This window comes from Brucella sp. NBRC 12950 (assembly GCF_030268145.1).
In the GTDB taxonomy this organism is placed as follows: Bacteria; Pseudomonadota; Alphaproteobacteria; order Rhizobiales; family Rhizobiaceae; genus Brucella.
Window position 1 is genome coordinate 264002 of record NZ_BSQC01000001.1, and the last position, 16095, is coordinate 280096.

Sequence of the window (16095 nt, forward strand, 5' to 3'; positions counted from 1 at the left end):
ACTTGGGTGTCTGCGGCTTGTGTCGCCGGACTATCCAGATTCTATTTTTGATTCGAGCGCAGGGGATGTGCAGAGGGGATGACTGACATGGCTGGACAGAAGGCTGGAAAGCATGTTGCCGTTTTGATGGGTGGCTTCTCATCGGAGCGTCCAGTTAGTCTCTCGTCCGGAACTGCCTGTGCGCAAACCCTTGAAGAGTGCGGCTATCGCGTGACGCGCATTGATGTTGATCGCAATGTCGCGAGCGTTCTAGCTGAGCTGAAGCCTGATGTGGCGTTCAATGCGCTGCACGGCCCGTTCGGCGAAGATGGCGCCATTCAAGGTGTGCTCGAATATCTCCAGATCCCATACACACATTCCGGCGTGCTGGCTTCAGCGCTTGCCATGGACAAGGATCGCGCCAAGAAGGTCGCGGCTGCGGCTGGTGTAGCTGTTGCGCCGTCGCTTCTGCTCAACCGTTTCGAAATCGGTTCTGAGCATCCGATGAAGCCGCCTTACGTCGTCAAGCCGGTCCGTGAAGGTTCGAGCTTCGGTGTTGTAATCGTCAAAGAAGATCAGACTCACCCGCCACAAATCATCAGCTCTGCTGAATGGAATTATGGTGCCGAGGTTCTGGTTGAAAAATACATCGCTGGTCGCGAATTGACCTGCGCCGTAATGGGTGATCGCGCGATGGACGTCTGCGAGATCATTCCAGTGGGGCATCAGTTCTACGATTATGATTCAAAATATGTTGCAGGTGCATCAACTCACGTGTGTCCGGCAAAAATTTTACCAAATATTTACCAAAAAATACAAACAATGGCCCTTACGGCGCATCGGGCAATCGGGTGTCGGGGCGTAAGCAGATCAGACTTCCGTTTCGACGATCGTTTTTCCGAAGAAGGCGAAGTTATTTGGCTGGAAGTTAACACCCAGCCGGGAATGACTCCTACCTCGCTCGTACCTGATATCGCGAAGGCGGCAGGTATCTCTTTTGGTGAATTGTTGAGTTGGATGGTGGAGGACGCGTCTTGTTTGCGTTGAACGGCAGATCTCAGGAATATAGGCGTTCGGGCACGATGCGGGATGCATCGGGTGCAGCCTTTGTTCTGCCGCGCCTTCTGCGGAAGCCTTTCCGCTTTGCTGTCCGTATGTTTCAGGGCAATATCAATGTTCCGCGCTATGCTGGCACGATTGGTATGCTCGGATTTCTCGGTGCAACCGGCATCTACGGCATGGTGCTCGGTGGTCATTCCGAAAATATGATCAAGGCAACCGCTTCCACTTTTGGTTTTGCGATTGAAGACGTGAAGGTCGTTGGCAACAACGAAACGTCGGATATCGATATTCTCGGTCAGCTTGAGCTGGATGGCGAGACGTCACTGGTCGGCATGAGTGCTGAAGGTGCGCGTCAGGCTATCGCCAAGCTGCCTTGGGTTGAAAGTGCTGAAGTGCGTAAGGTTTATCCTGGTACGCTGCTGGTTTCTCTGGAAGAGCGTAAGGCATTTGCCGTCTGGCAGAATGGCCAGGAGCTCTCTTTGATTGATTCTGCAGGCGATACCATCGTCCCATTCCGTCCGGGCCGTTACAATGCTCTCCCGCTTGTTGTGGGTGAGGGTGCTGAAAAGCGCGTTAAGGGCTTCGTGGACGAGGTTGCGGCCTATCCGGCGCTTGCTGGCAAGGTTCGTGCCTATATCCGCGTTGCTGACCGCCGCTGGGATATTCTGCTGGAGAATGGCGTTCGTATCATGCTGCCGGAAGATGAGCCTATGAAGGCTCTCGCCGAAGTCGAGCGCCTGGATAGCGAAAAGCATCTTCTGTCCCGCGATATTGCTGCGGTCGATATGCGTCTTGATGATCGCGTCACGGTTCAGCTGACGGCAAGCGGTATGGAGCAGCGCCAGAAGTTCTTGGCTGATCGTAAAAAAGAATTAGCCCGCACGGGGAAGCGCGTATGAGTATTCTGGGCGGAAAAGGTTCATCACAGGTTGGAACTGCAGGGCGCAAGGTGCGCCTGCTCACAGTTCTGGACGTCGGTTCAAGCAAGGTCTCCTGCGTGATCGCACGTCTGCGTCCACATGAAAGCGGCGTCTTGCTGCCAGGTCGCACGCACCGCATGGAAGTGCTGGGTATCGGCCATCAGCGTTCTCGTGGTGTGAAGTCTGGCGTCATCATCGATCTCGATGCGGCTGAACAGTCGATCCGTCTTGCGGTTGATGCTGCAGAGCGCATGGCTGGCCTGACTGTCGACAGCCTGATTGTTAATATTTCTGCTGGTCGCCTCAAGAGCGAAACCTTTACCGCGAGCGTCAACCTCGGCGGTCATGAAGTTGAGCAGACAGATATTCGCCGCGTACTGGCTGCAGGCGCCAAGCAGGCGCTTGCTGCCGAACGTCACCTCGTTCACTCGCTGCCGGTTGGCTACACGCTTGACGGTGAGCGCGGTATCCGCGATCCGCTTGGTATGCTGGGTGACAGTCTCGGCGTTGATATGCATGTGCTGACGGCTGATGCCGCTCCACTGCGCAATCTCGAGCTTTGCATCAATCGTTGTCATCTGTCGGTCGAAGCAATCGTCGCGACCCCTTATGCGAGCGGCCTCGCAGCTCTCGTTGGTGATGAAGCCGAAATGGGTGCGGCCTGCATCGATATGGGCGGCGGCACGACAACGATTTCCGTCTTCTCCGAAGGCAAGTTCATTCACGCTGATGCTGTAGCTATCGGTGGAACACATGTCACGATGGATGTGGCGCGCGGCTTCTCCACCCGTATGGAAGATGCTGAGCGTCTGAAGGTCATGTACGGTTCGGCGCTGCCTAGCGCAGCCGACGATCGCGATCTCATCTCGGTTCCGCCAATTGGCGATGACGAGCGTGATGTACCCAATCAATATCCGCGCTCAGTATTGACGCGGATCATCCGTGCACGCGTGGAAGAGACATTGGAACTGGTTCGCGACAGGCTGAACCAGTCGGGCCTCGGACATATCGTTGGCAAGCGCGTTGTTCTGACGGGTGGCGCAAGCCAGCTGCCGGGAATGCCAGAAGCTGCCAGACGGATTCTTGCAAGAAATGTGCGAATCGGGCGTCCTCTAGGAATAGCAGGACTGCCTGAGGCGGCTAAGGGTGCGGCTTTCTCCGCGACCGTTGGTCTTCTGATCTACCCTCAGGTGGCAGGTATTGAAGAACGGTCCGTGAAGGCAGCCTCCTCCGGTCTTATGACTGGTACGGGCGGGCGAATTCAACGTGTCAGCCAGTGGCTGAGAGAGAGTTTTTGAGTACACATTGAGTGATTTGATTGCGTGATGTGGGCGTAACCATCAGCGTAATAACCAATTAGCACCGCGGCGGCGAAGCGGTGAGAGGCTTAAGAGGAACGAGAACCATGACCATTAATCTGCAAAAGCCGGACATCACCGAGCTGAAGCCTCGCATCACCGTATTCGGTGTCGGCGGCGGCGGCGGCAATGCGGTAAACAATATGATCAATGCCGGTCTGCGCGGCGTGGATTTTGTCGTTGCAAACACTGACGCTCAGGCTCTGACCATGTCGAAGTCTGAACGCATGATCCAGCTTGGTGCTGCTGTCACCGAAGGTCTCGGCGCTGGCTCGCAGCCAGAAGTTGGCCGCGCAGCAGCTGAAGAATGCATCGACGAAATCGTCGATCACCTCAATGGCACGCATATGTGCTTCGTCACTGCCGGCATGGGCGGTGGTACCGGTACTGGTGCTGCTCCTGTTGTGGCACGCGCTGCACGCGAACGCGGTATCCTCACCGTTGGCGTCGTAACCAAGCCTTTCCACTTCGAAGGTGCTCGCCGCATGAAGACGGCTGAGCTTGGCATAGAAGAACTGCAGAAGAACGTCGATACGCTTATCGTCATTCCAAACCAGAACCTCTTCCGCATTGCCAACGACAAGACCACCTTCGCCGATGCCTTCGCAATGGCTGACCAGGTGCTTTATTCGGGTGTTGCCTGCATCACCGATCTGATGGTCAAGGAAGGCCTCATCAACCTCGATTTTGCTGACGTTCGCTCGGTTATGCGCGAAATGGGCAAGGCCATGATGGGCACTGGCGAAGCTTCGGGCGAAGGCCGTGCAATGGCTGCTGCAGAAGCTGCGATTGCTAATCCGCTCCTCGACGAAACCTCGATGCGCGGTGCCAAGGGTCTCCTGATTTCGATCACCGGTGGTCGCGATATGACCCTGTTCGAAGTCGATGAAGCTGCAACTCGTATCCGTGAAGAAGTTGATCCGGAAGCCAACATCATCCTCGGTGCTACCTTCGACGAAGGCCTCGAAGGCGTCATCCGTGTATCCGTTGTTGCGACCGGCATCGACAAGCAGATCGGAGACGCGGCGCCTGCGCCGCTGGAATTTCGCCAGCCGGTAAAGCCTGCTGCACAGACCAAGCCGATGGCTCCGCATGGCGCTCTGCGTCCTCCGGTTGTTGAACAGCCACGTCAGGTCGAACAGCCTGCTCCAGTTGCCCAGTCGATCGAAAACGAAATTGCAGCAGCAACCGCTGCTCCAGCAGCTTCGGCTGCTCCCGAATTTCGTCCACAGAGCCGCATTTTCCAGGCTCCTGCCGCTGATAGCTTTGAACGCGCACCAGTTGCACGTCCAGCCGCTCCACAGCCGCAGATGATCAACAATCAGGCAACAGCTCAGGCCATGCAGCCACAGGCTTACCAGCAGCCACAACAGATGCATGCAGAACCAGCTCCTCAGCCACGTCCTGCTCCGCGTATGCCAGCTGTTTCGGATTTCCCACCTGTTGCACAGGCTGAAATCAATGCACGTCGTGCAGCGCCTCAGCAGCCTGCTCAGGAAGAACGTGGTCCAATGGGTCTGCTTTCTCGCCTGACCCGTGGTCTGACGCGCCGTGAAGAAGAGCAGCCAGCTGCTCGTCTGGAACCAGCGCATCGTGAACCTGCCATGCGTCAGCCAGAACAGCGTCGCCCAATGCAGCAGGACAGCTCGATCTATGCTCCACGTCGTGGCCAGCTTGATGATCAGGGCCGTCCGCAGCCGCGCGCTGCTTCGGAAGAAGATCAGCTCGAAATTCCGGCATTCCTGCGCCGTCAGTCGAACTAATCATCTGATACGACATTGAAAATACAGATGCCGTGGAGTTTACGCTCCACGGCATTTTGCTTTGATAATTATCGTTATGGTTTGTAAGAAAGCGTGATTTTGAACAGCTGCCGCTCATCACTATTTTCGACATAACTGTCTTATTATAGAAGAATACGATGGAAACTGGCGATTGTCAGTTGCGGGCATTATATGCTTGGCAAATCTCTTGCGGGATGCAGCTGCATCTTGCCCCATACGATAGATTGGACTGATTTTGAGCGCTTACCAAAAAACAATCGGGCGTGCGGTTACTCTTTCCGGCGTCGGCGTCCACGGTGGCGCTGCTGCCTCGGTGACGTTTCTGCCAGCCGATGCGGATACCGGAATTGTATTCAAGCGCTCAGACCTCAGTGCCAACGCTGATATTCGTGCCCATGTTTCGCAGATTGGTGCAACAGACCTTTGTACCGCGCTCGGTCCGCAGGATTCGCGTATCAACACGGTCGAGCATTTGATGGCGGCGATTTCTGCATTGGCTATAGACAACTTGGTTGTCGAAGTGGAAGGACCGGAAGTTCCTATTCTCGACGGGACATCTGCGCGCTTTATTGATGTATTTGATGATGCTGGAATCGTTGTTCAGGAGTCGAAGCGCCGTTTCATCCGTATTTTGAAGACAGTGCGTGTAGAAGCGGGTGGTTCCTGGGGCGAGTTTCAGCCTTATTCGGGTACGCGCTTTGAAGTGGAAATCGACTTCGAGTGCCCGCTCATCGGTCGGCAGAAGTTTGGCTCCGATATGTCCGAGGATACTTTCCGCAAAGAACTATCAACTGCGCGAACTTTCGGCTTCATGAAAGACGTTGAACGCCTGTGGGCCGCGGGTTTGGCGCTCGGTTCATCACTCGACAATTCGCTTGTCATCGGTGACGATAATTCGGTGATCAATCCCGGCGGTCTGCGCTTCAAGGATGAATTCGTGCGTCACAAGACGCTTGACGCTGTTGGCGATATAGCTCTGGCCGGGCTGCCTTTCATCGGTTGTTTCCGTTCCTATCGCGGTGGCCACCGGCTGAATGCTGAAACGGTGAAGGCGCTTTTGGCTGATAAGTCGAATTACGACATCGTCGAAGCAAGTGGCGTGCGCCGGAATGCAGACAATTTGGACTTTGTTACAGTCCGTCCAAATATCTCGGCGCCCTGGGCGCTTTGAACTTTCTATTGGAAGTCCGGTGTTTATGGCCATAATTGGGCCGTGATCGCCGGGTCTTCTTCGCATGAGTCGGCGTATTCATTGTGGACTGAGAGCCAAGCCTCCGCATTTGGTGAGGAAAAAGCCATTGGTTTGCATAGATATAGCTTCAGGCCGAGCCATTGATGCCTTATGCGTGCCAAATTCGGACGATTGATCAGCTAGACGATTGCCGATTTCGCCAGCATGTGGTTTATGGACGGCCAAAACAGCCTCGGCTATGTTTACCTAAGTGCTGATGCTGATGTATTGGGAAGAATGGGGAAAGAGTGAACTACAGGGTTCATTTTACTCCAGACAGAAAAGACGTTGCCAAATGGCCGGAGACCGCATGACGAGTTCGAAATTCCCGGTGAAGACGAAAACCGCGTTGATTGCCAGCGCTCTTGCCGTTTTTGTTCCGCTTGCGGGATGTGCCAGCAAAAACGACGATATCGATCTGACCAAATATGTTGAGACGATCGATCCGGCGGACAAGCTTTACAACGAAGGCCTCGCGAATCTTGATGCGGGCCGCCTCGGTGAAGCTGCCAAGAAGTTTGCAGCGGTTGACCGTCAGCACCCTTACACCGAATGGGCACGCAAGTCGCTCGTCATGGCTGCTTTCACGAATTACCGTCAAGGCAATTACGAAGAAGCGGTCAGCATGGCAAAGCGTTATAACACGCTTTATCCGACATCGCCTGAATCGGCTTATGCCTATTACATCATCGGTCTGAGCTACTTCCGCCAGATTCCTGACGTGACCCGCGATCAGGCGGCCAGCCGCCGTGCAATCGCTGCGATGCAGGAAGTGGTCGATCGCTTCCCGGATTCAGAATATACCGACGACGCCAAGACCAAGATCCGCGTCGCCCGCGATCAGCTCGCTGGCAAGGAAATGCAGGTCGGTCGTTATTATCTTGAGCGCAAGGAATATCTGGCTGCGATCAAGCGCTTCCGTGGTGTGGTTGAAGAATATTCAAACACCCGCCAGGTTGAAGAAGCACTTGCCCGTCTGGTCGAAGCCTATTATGCGCTTGGTCTGACTTCCGAAGCTCAGATGGCAGCTTCGGTGCTCGGTAAGAACTTCCCGGACAGCCGCTGGTACAAGGATAGCTACAAGCTCTTGCAGAGCGGTGGTCTTGAGCCGCGTGAAAACGGCGGTTCGTGGCTGGCCAAGGCTTCGGCAATGATCACGGGTGGCGGCGCTTAAGCCGATACCCGCATGCTGTCGCACCTGTCGATCCGCGATATTGTCCTGATTGAACGGCTCGACATCGAGTTCAAGACCGGCTTGTCCGTGCTTACGGGCGAGACGGGTGCCGGTAAATCCATCCTGCTTGATTCGTTGTCGCTGGCGCTTGGTGCGCGCGGCGACGCTTCTCTGGTTCGCCATGGGGCGGATCAGGGGCAGGTGACGGCAGTCTTTGATGTGCCGGGTGGACACCCCGCCCGTAAATTTCTGAGCGAAAATGGTTTTGACGATGACGGTGACGTCATCCTGCGCCGTCTCCAGATGGGTGACGGACGCACGCGCGTTTTCATCAATGACCAAGCGGCAAGTGTTGCGCTGCTGCGCGAACTGGGCAAACGGCTGGTCGAAATCCATGGTCAACATGACGACCGCGCGCTGATCGATACCGACCTTCATCGTACATTGCTGGATGCGTTTGGCGGTCTCGATGCTGAGGCCACGACTGTTCGCGAGCGCTATAAAGCGTGGCGTGATGCTGAAAGTGCATTGTCGAAGCATCGGGCACGGGTTGAACAGGCCGAGCGTGAAGGCGATTATCTGCGCTCTTCGGTGGAAGAACTAACCAAGCTTGATCCGCAGTCGGGCGAGGAAGACGAACTCGCTGAACGCCGCGCTGTCATGATGAAGTCGGAGAAGATTGCGGGTGACGTGAACGAAGCAGGTGAGCTTCTGTCGGGCAATGGTTCACCAGTGCCGACACTTGCAAGCCTCGTGCGTCGTCTGGAGCGTAAAATTCCGGAAGCGCCGCATCTGCTCGAGCCTGTCTGCAAGGCGATTGACGAAGCACTCAATAGTTTGGCACTGGCGCAGGATGGCATCGACCACGCCATGCGAGAGATCGATTTTGATCCGCGTGTGCTGGAACAGGTTGAAGAGCGGCTGTTCGCGCTTAGAGCTGCTGCCCGCAAATATTCTGTTGCAGTTGAAGGCTTGCCTGCACTGCGTGACAAAATGGACGCCGATCTTGCCGATCTGGATGCCGGTGCAGAAAAGCTGATCCAGCTTGAAGCGCAGGCAACCGAAACGCGTGCAGCTTACGATGCTGCTGCGAAGGTCTTGTCAGAGCGCCGAAAGGACACTGCCGAGCATCTGAAGGCTGCGGTTATGGCGGAGCTGCCAGCACTGAAGCTGGAGCGCGCCGAGTTTATCGTTGAAATGACGACGGATACCAACGCGCGCGCTGCTGAAGGCATTGATACGGTCGAATATTGGGTTCGCACCAATCCGGGCACGCGTGCTGGCCCGATGATGAAGGTTGCCTCTGGTGGCGAGCTTTCTCGTTTCCTGCTGGCACTCAAAGTGGCGCTCGCTGATCGCGGTTCGGCCCCGACGCTGGTTTTCGACGAGATCGATACGGGTGTGGGCGGTGCGGTTGCTGATGCCATTGGTCAGCGTCTGGCACGTCTGTCATCTCGCGTACAGGTACTTTCTGTGACCCATGCGCCGCAGGTTGCAGCACGCGCGTCGACCCATTTTCTGATTGCGAAATCTGCAACCAATGAAGACCGCATGTCTACGTCGATCCGTTCGATTGGTGTCGATGAGCGGCAGGAAGAAATTGCGCGTATGTTGGCCGGTGCCAGCATCACCGATGAAGCGCGTGCAGCAGCTGAGCGTTTGCTGGCTGAGAACAGTGCGCTTGTCTCCTGACAGTACGTTGTCAGTGTGACCACATGTTCGTAACTGCGCGTGGCTGTAGGCGCGGCCTCATTTCTTGGTTATGTTGAGCAAAATTGAATCAGCAGGTTTTGCCACGCATATGTCCGATATTTCCGTTGAAAAACTGACCGACCTTGAAGCCGCTGCAGAACTGGAGCGGCTAGCGCGTGAAATTGCTCATCATGATGAGTTGTATCATGCCAATGACCGGCCGGAGATTTCGGACGCGGACTATGATGCGCTGAAGCGGCGAAATGATGCCATTGAAGAGCGCTTTCCGAATCTGGTGCGGGCCGACAGTCCTTCGGTGCGCGTGGGTACGGCACCGGTTTCCAAATTCGCGCAGGTTGTCCATGCGCGTCCGATGCTTTCGCTCGGCAACGCGTTTTCGGATGAAGACGTGCAGGATTTCGTCGGCAGCGTATATCGCTTTCTCGGGCAACTGCCGGATAATTCCATTGCTTTCACAGCTGAACCGAAGATCGACGGGCTATCCATGTCGATCCGTTATGAAAACGGGGTTCTCGTTAGTGCCGCTACGCGGGGTGATGGCACGACCGGCGAAAATGTAACCGCCAATATCCGAACCATCAGTGAGATTCCAAATAAGCTTCCAGCAGGTGTTCCAGCGGTCGTCGAAGTGCGCGGCGAGGTCTATATGGCCAAGAGCGACTTCCTCGCGCTCAACGAGCAGATGGTGGCAGAAGGCAAGCAAACATATGTCAACCCGCGCAACACCGCAGCAGGCTCGCTGAGACAGCTTGATGCGAAAGTGACGGCCAGCCGCAAGCTCAGGTTCTTTGCCTATGCCTGGGGTGAGATGTCTGAAATGCCGTCTGATACACAGCATGGCATGGTCGAGGTATTCCGCGGATGGGGCTTCCCGGTTAATCCGCTGACAAAGCGGTTGCAGAGCGCCGATGAGCTTATTGCGCATTATCGGGCGATTGGGCTTGAGCGTGCCAAGCTCGATTACGATATCGACGGCGTTGTCTACAAAGTGGACCGACTGGACCTGCAAACACGGCTTGGATTCCGCTCGCGTAGCCCGCGCTGGGCTATCGCACACAAGTTCCCGGCAGAGCAGGCAACGACTATCCTGCGCGGCATAGACATTCAGGTTGGACGCACGGGCGCGCTAACACCGGTTGCACGCCTTGAGCCGATTACTGTTGGCGGCGTGGTTGTCACCAATGCCACGCTGCACAATGAAGATTACATCAAGGGCATAGGCCTCAAGGGCGAACGTATCCGTGAGGATGATCACGACATTCGCATCGGCGATACGGTGATCGTGCAGCGTGCCGGCGATGTCATTCCGCAGATTGTAGATGTGGTGTTGGAAAAGCGTCCTGCTGATGCTGTGCCGTTCCATTTCCCGCATGAATGCCCGGTTTGTGGCAGTCATGCCGTGCGCGAAGAAGGCGAGGCGGTCTATCGTTGCACAGGTGGTTTGACCTGTGCCGCACAGGCTGTAGAGCGCATCCGTCATTTCGTATCGCGCAACGCGTTCGACATTGAAGGTCTCGGCGAAAAGCAGGTCGAGTTTTTCTTCCATGCGGAAGATGACAACCTGAAAATCAAATCACCTGCGGATATTTTCACGTTGCAGAAGAGACAGGCGAATTCGCCGCTCAAGAAGCTCGAGAATATCGAGGGCTTCGGCGCGACTTCCGTTAAAAAGCTCTATGACGCAATCAATGACCGGCGCGAGATTGCTTTGCATCGCTTCCTGTTCGGTCTTGGTATCCGCCATGTTGGTGAAGTGAACGCCAAGCGATTTGCCAAGGCGTATCTCACCTACGACAAGTTTGCCGAAGCAGCAACAACGGCTATCCCACCAAAAGAGGGCGACCGTAGCGACAAGGGCAACGAAGCCTGGCAGGATCTGATTGCGGTTGAAGGCATTGGCGGGATTGTTGCCGAAGCCGTGGTCGATTTTTATGCCGAACCGCATAATCGGGAAGTTCTGAAAGAACTGCTTGATGAGGTTACACCGCTTGATGAAGTTGCACGCGTGGCAACTGGGTCGCCAGTTGAAGGCAAGACAGTTGTGTTCACGGGAAGTCTTGAACGCATGTCGCGTGATGAAGCCAAGGCTATGGCCGAGCGTCATGGTGCCAAGACTGCGGGTTCTGTTTCCAAGAAAACTGATCTTGTGGTGGCTGGTCCGGGTGCAGGGTCGAAGCTTGCGAAAGCATCGGAACTCGGCATCGAAGTGATCGATGAAGATGCTTGGCTGACCTTGGTTGGAGAAGGCTGATGGCTCCGTTCACAGGTTTTGGCGACAAGGCTATTCCGTTCCTGAAGGCACTTGATTTTCATCAAAACCGCGAGTGGTTTGTTGAAAACAAGGACTTGTTTGAGGAGCACCTGAAAGAACCGCTTGGTGATCTGGTTGAAGAACTGACTGCGCGCTTTGAGAAAGCTGGATTGCCTTTCAAGGGTGATCGGGCGAAGTCTCAGTTTCGCATCAAGCGAGACACGCGGTTTTCGCACGACAAAGCGCCTTATAACCGGCATCTGTCCGCGCTTTTGTCCAACTCCGGCACCAAATGGGACGAAAGCGGTTGCTTTTATGTCTGTATTGGTTTGCCGGGCGTGCGTGATTGCTATGCAGGTGTGGCTTGGTGGGGACCAAGGAAAGAGCTTCTGCAGGCCATACGCGAATCGATTGTTGAAAAGCCGGATGAGTATCGTGCCGTTGTGGCAAAGCTCAAGAAAAGTGGTTTGAAGATCAGCGATAATGATCGGCTGAAGCGTACGCCGCGTGGTTTTGAAGCCGTAACCGATTCAGACCTTCTGGAAGCCATTCGCAATCGACATTTTGCTGTTCGTCTGGAAATCGATCCAGAGACCATAACCCGCGCCGACCTCGCAGATCTGCTGGTGAAATTTACTGAACAGACGCGCCCGCTGATCGATTGGATCAAGAAGATCGAAGGTACTGTTCCCCAAACATCAGAATAATGCATTGATGCATCACACATTATGATAGGTGATGCTGAAATGCTGCGAGTGCTTTCTAATAGTATGATTTATATCGAAAACTGATTTCAACTTGGCCCAAAATTTCTTAAGCACTCCCTGACTGAGGAGTGATTTTCGTGGATCAGGGTTTTCGACTAGCACCGGTTTCAGCGCGGAACGATTTCTGGGCGGGCGTCAAACGCGGCGTTCCCATTGTTGCGGCTGGCGCGCCGTTCGGGCTGCTATTTGGTGCTGTGGCACTCGATAACGGTCTGTCGATCAGTGAAGCCGTCTTTATGAGTGCAATGCTCTATGCAGGAGCGAGCCAGATGGTCGGGCTTGATCTTTTTGGCCAGAACATCGCGCCATGGATGATTGTTCTGTCGATTTTCGCAGTCAATTTCCGCCATGTGCTTTATTCGGCGACAGTTGGCCGACGCATCCGCCATTTCACCTTCATGCAGAAGGTTGCCTCCTTTTTTCTGCTGGTTGATCCACAATATGCGGAAGTTGAAATTCGTGCTGAGGCCGGCCGGAAAATCAGCTTTGCCTGGTATATGGGTGTGGGTCTCACAATCTATATCTGCTGGCTTCTCGAGACACTTATCGGAGCGCTGTTCGGCAATCTGATTTCCGATCCCTATGCGCTTGGTATCGACTTCCTGCTGCCGATCTATTTTCTTGGCATGGTGATGAGTTTTCGCCATCGCGAGCATTGGTGGCCGGTGGTGATCGTTAGCGCGATCTGCGCGGTCGTTGCGTATAAGCTGGTCGGCTCGCCGTGGCATGTGACGCTGGGTGCTATAGGTGGCGTTGTGCTTGCAGCCATTCTCGCAAAGCCGCAAACAGGGAAGGCATAGGGCCATGTCCACAACGATCTGGATCATTATAGCGGGCGCTGTTTGCACTTATCTCACCCGTATCGGCGGGCATCTTATTTTGTCGCGATTTGAGCGTGTGCATTATCGTGTTGAAGCAGCGCTCAACGCTGTGCCTGCGGCAGTTCTTACCGCAATTGTTGCTGCACCTGCTTCGGATCACGGCTGGCGCGAACTGCTCGTGCTCGTCTTCTGCGTGCTGCTCTCGCTGCGCGTGGGCATGATGACGATGTTTTTTGCGGGCGCAGCACTGTTAACCGCGCTGCGCCATTTCTTTCCGGCCTGATTTCAGAGTGGCGCAGTGGCTGTTGTGAGCCATTCAGCCTGTGCGCCATCAAGGTGGCCGATAAGCTTATCACGCACTCGGTCATGATAGGCATTGAGCCAATCAAGCTCTTCCTGCGTGAGAAGTGATTTATCGATCAGGCGCCGGTCAATCGGGCAGAAGGTAAGCGTTTCAAAGCTCATCATCGGTAACTCGCCGCCTGCTGGCACTTCCGCTTCCTTGACGATGATCAGGTTTTCAATGCGGATACCGTAAGCGCCCGGCTTGTAATAGCCCGGTTCGTTGGAAAGAATCATGCCGGGCAAAAGCTCCTGCACGCCTTTCTTGGAAATGCTCTGCGGGCCTTCATGGACAGAAAGATAGCTGCCGACGCCATGGCCGGTGCCATGCGCATAGTCGAAACCTTGTTTCCACAACGCGATGCGTGCCAGCACATCGATGTCCTGTCCGCGTGTGCCTTTTGGGAAGCGGGCAGTGGTGATGGCAATCATGCCCTTCAGCACGAGCGTGAAAGAGCGAATCGTTTCTGGCGTAATTGTACCGACAGCAACCGTACGCGTGATATCCGTCGTGCCATCGCGATACTGAGCACCGGAATCGATCAGGTAAAGCTCCCCGTCGTTGAGCTTACGATTGGTATCGGTGTTCACGCGGTAGTGGATGATCGCACCATCCGGACCTGCGCCGGAAATTGAATCAAACGAGATGTCTTCGAGCGGCATCTGGAAATCGCGACCAGCCTTGTCACGGCTCTCCTCCAGCTTTTGCGCAGCTGAGATTTCATCAACCGTTCCGGGCTTTTGAGCATCGAGCCAGGACAGGAAGTTGACCATAGCCACGCCGTCACGTTGATGTGCTGCGCGTGAGCCGTCAAGCTCGGCCTTGTTTTTGATGGCGCGGGGCAGGCGGGCAGGATCTTTGCCATGAATGACGTGACCACCAGCAGCTTCCACCGCAAGACGAAGCTTTTCGGCAGCGAGTGCCGGATCGAGCAGAATGGTTTCACCTCTTGCCGCACGCGCGCTCAAATGGCCTTCAAGTTTGATTGGCTCACACAGTTTGGAAAGCTGTGTGAGATAGGCGTGTGGTTCAATGGCAAGCTTACGCTCGTCAATGAAGAGTTCCGGTTCACCCTCTGCGGGAATGATTGCAAAGCTCAATGGCAGCGGCGTATTTGAGACGTCTTTGCCGCGAATGTTAAACACCCAGGCAACCGATGAAGGGTCGGTCAGAACGGTTGCGCTTGCGCCCGCTACTGCCACTGCCTTTTGCATTTCCTTGATCTTGTCTTCAGCCTCGTGGCCCGAGAAACGGGCAGGCTGAATAGTGACCGGCGCAAGAGGTGCTTCTGGCTGATCGTCCCATACGAGATCAACAAGATTATGTGCAACCGGCACCAGCTTGCCGCCCTGATTTTCAAGAGCCTCTCGCAATGCGTTGGCTTCGGAAATCGTGTGCAGCCATGGATCGAAGCCAATCGTCAGGCCCTTGCCGTTCTCTGCAAGCCAGCGCGCAGGCGGATTGGTGACAAGGCTTTCATAAGAAAACACGTTGCCATCGGTTTGATTGCGGACCTGCAGTTCATAGCGACCGTCAATGAAAATATAGGCCTGTTTCTTTAGGATAAGGGCTGCACCAGCCGATCCCGTAAAGCCTGTGACCCAGCCGAGGCGCTGGGCACGGGGCGGCACGTATTCACCCTGATGCTCATCGGCACGCGGAACGAGAAAGCCGTCCAGCCCCTGTTCGGCAAGCTTCTCGCGCAGCAAGGCGACCCGAGGTGCGCCATTGGCCGGATCGGTGGTTACATCAAAATTCTGAAAAGCCATGAGCGTAACTCGCAATAAATAAGGAAAACCGCGTTATTTCAGATGAATTGTGACCCAGCCTTCGCGGTGCAGCGTTTTGATATGCGTCAAACCCTGCGCCTGATAGGCAGCAAGTACCATATCATGCTGGCTGTCGAGAATACCGGACAGGATGATTGAGCCGCTTGGAGCCAGATGCGATTTGAGCGCAGGTGCGAGCTCCATCAGCGGATTGGCGAGAATATTGGCGACGATCAGATCAAACGGCGTATAAGAACGGAAGATAGGATGGTCAAAGCCTTCGGCAGTCGCTGTGATGACATGCTCACTCACGCCGTTGAGAACGGTATTTTCAGTGGCAACAGTGACAGCAATCGGGTCGATATCGGTGGCTAGGACTGGAATCGGTGCAAGCTTGGCAATGGCGATTGCCAGAACTGCGGAGCCGGTGCCGAGATCGAGCGCGTTGGTTGGATGTTCGCGCTCAACCACTTCTTCGATCATTTCAAGGCAACCTGATGTGGTGCCATGATGACCGGTGCCGAAAGCAAGGCCCGCATCGATCAAAATCGGAATGTCGTCAGCTTGTAGTTTGTCGCTATCATGCGAGCCATGCACGAAGAAACGTCCGGCTCGAACTGGCTTCAGGACTGAAAGCGAGTGCGTGACCCAGTCAATATCTGGCAGTTCCTCTGTTTCAAACTTGCCTGCACCCACCAGCGCGTCTATGCGCGCTGCAAGTTCCTCGGCTCCATCTTCGGTATAGACGGAAACTTCGAAAATCTGACGGTCTTCATCGATTTCGGTAATCGCAATCGGGAAGGCTTCATCCTCGAATGCTTGTTCGATGATGTCATAGATTCGTTCGGCTTCCGTCTTGTCAGCCGAAAAGAAGAGTCGTGATTGGGGCATGGATAAAAAGCTCTCAAATCGAATTGGAAGCT

The 16095-nt window shown here is 54.9% G+C and carries 13 protein-coding genes; 11 read left to right on the forward strand and 2 right to left on the reverse strand.

Annotated features, from left to right (window positions below; all coding sequences use genetic code 11):
* The first annotated feature begins 87 nt into the window (after positions 1-87).
* The 11 genes from QSJ70_RS01240 to QSJ70_RS01290 all read left to right on the forward strand — a co-directional run bounded on the left by QSJ70_RS01240 (position 88) and on the right by QSJ70_RS01290 (position 13343).
* On the forward strand, positions 88-1026 hold the full coding sequence (locus QSJ70_RS01240) for a D-alanine--D-alanine ligase (protein ID WP_094543195.1): 939 nt from the start codon (positions 88-90) through the stop codon (positions 1024-1026).
* On the forward strand, positions 1014-1940 hold the full coding sequence (locus tag QSJ70_RS01245) for a cell division protein FtsQ/DivIB (RefSeq protein WP_039859930.1): 927 nt from the start codon (positions 1014-1016) through the stop codon (positions 1938-1940). The genes QSJ70_RS01240 and QSJ70_RS01245 overlap by 13 nt, the downstream gene beginning before the upstream one ends.
* On the forward strand, positions 1937-3259 hold the full coding sequence (gene ftsA, locus QSJ70_RS01250; protein ID WP_007875786.1) for a cell division protein FtsA: 1323 nt from the start codon (positions 1937-1939) through the stop codon (positions 3257-3259). The genes QSJ70_RS01245 and ftsA overlap by 4 nt, the downstream gene beginning before the upstream one ends.
* A gap of 107 nt (positions 3260-3366) precedes the next feature.
* Positions 3367-5082, forward strand: coding sequence for a cell division protein FtsZ (ftsZ, locus tag QSJ70_RS01255; RefSeq protein WP_007875784.1), 1716 nt, complete (start codon positions 3367-3369; stop codon positions 5080-5082).
* Between the two features lie 256 nt (positions 5083-5338).
* A complete protein-coding gene (gene lpxC, locus QSJ70_RS01260; protein WP_113485373.1) occupies positions 5339-6274 on the forward strand; it encodes a UDP-3-O-acyl-N-acetylglucosamine deacetylase in 936 nt (311 codons plus the stop codon).
* A gap of 370 nt (positions 6275-6644) precedes the next feature.
* Positions 6645-7508 (forward strand): outer membrane protein assembly factor BamD, encoded by an 864-nt coding sequence (locus tag QSJ70_RS01265; protein WP_007875771.1) that lies wholly within the window; start codon positions 6645-6647, stop codon positions 7506-7508.
* 12 nt (positions 7509-7520) lie between these two features.
* Positions 7521-9200: a DNA repair protein RecN gene (gene recN, locus QSJ70_RS01270; protein ID WP_007875769.1), complete on the forward strand. Its 1680-nt coding sequence runs from the start codon at positions 7521-7523 to the stop codon at positions 9198-9200.
* Between the two features lie 109 nt (positions 9201-9309).
* Positions 9310-11472: an NAD-dependent DNA ligase LigA gene (gene ligA / locus QSJ70_RS01275; protein ID WP_200635068.1), complete on the forward strand. Its 2163-nt coding sequence runs from the start codon at positions 9310-9312 to the stop codon at positions 11470-11472.
* Entirely contained in the window at positions 11472-12179 is a 708-nt protein-coding gene (locus QSJ70_RS01280) for a DUF2461 domain-containing protein (protein WP_285534522.1), read from the forward strand. The genes ligA and QSJ70_RS01280 overlap by 1 nt, the downstream gene beginning before the upstream one ends.
* Positions 12180-12316: 137 nt before the next feature.
* Entirely contained in the window at positions 12317-13039 is a 723-nt protein-coding gene (locus QSJ70_RS01285; protein WP_285534523.1) for an AzlC family ABC transporter permease, read from the forward strand.
* Between the two features lie 4 nt (positions 13040-13043).
* Positions 13044-13343: an AzlD family protein gene (locus QSJ70_RS01290; RefSeq protein WP_285534524.1), complete on the forward strand. Its 300-nt coding sequence runs from the start codon at positions 13044-13046 to the stop codon at positions 13341-13343.
* A 2-nt stretch (positions 13344-13345) separates the two neighbouring features.
* Here QSJ70_RS01290 and QSJ70_RS01295 read toward each other — a convergent pair whose 3' ends face one another.
* Both QSJ70_RS01295 and QSJ70_RS01300 read right to left on the reverse strand, forming a co-directional pair.
* Positions 13346-15172, reverse strand: coding sequence for an aminopeptidase P family protein (locus tag QSJ70_RS01295; RefSeq protein ID WP_285534525.1), 1827 nt, complete (start codon positions 15170-15172; stop codon positions 13346-13348).
* Between the two features lie 33 nt (positions 15173-15205).
* Positions 15206-16063, reverse strand: coding sequence for a 50S ribosomal protein L11 methyltransferase (locus QSJ70_RS01300; RefSeq protein WP_285534526.1), 858 nt, complete (start codon positions 16061-16063; stop codon positions 15206-15208).
* Positions 16064-16095: the final 32 nt, after the last annotated feature.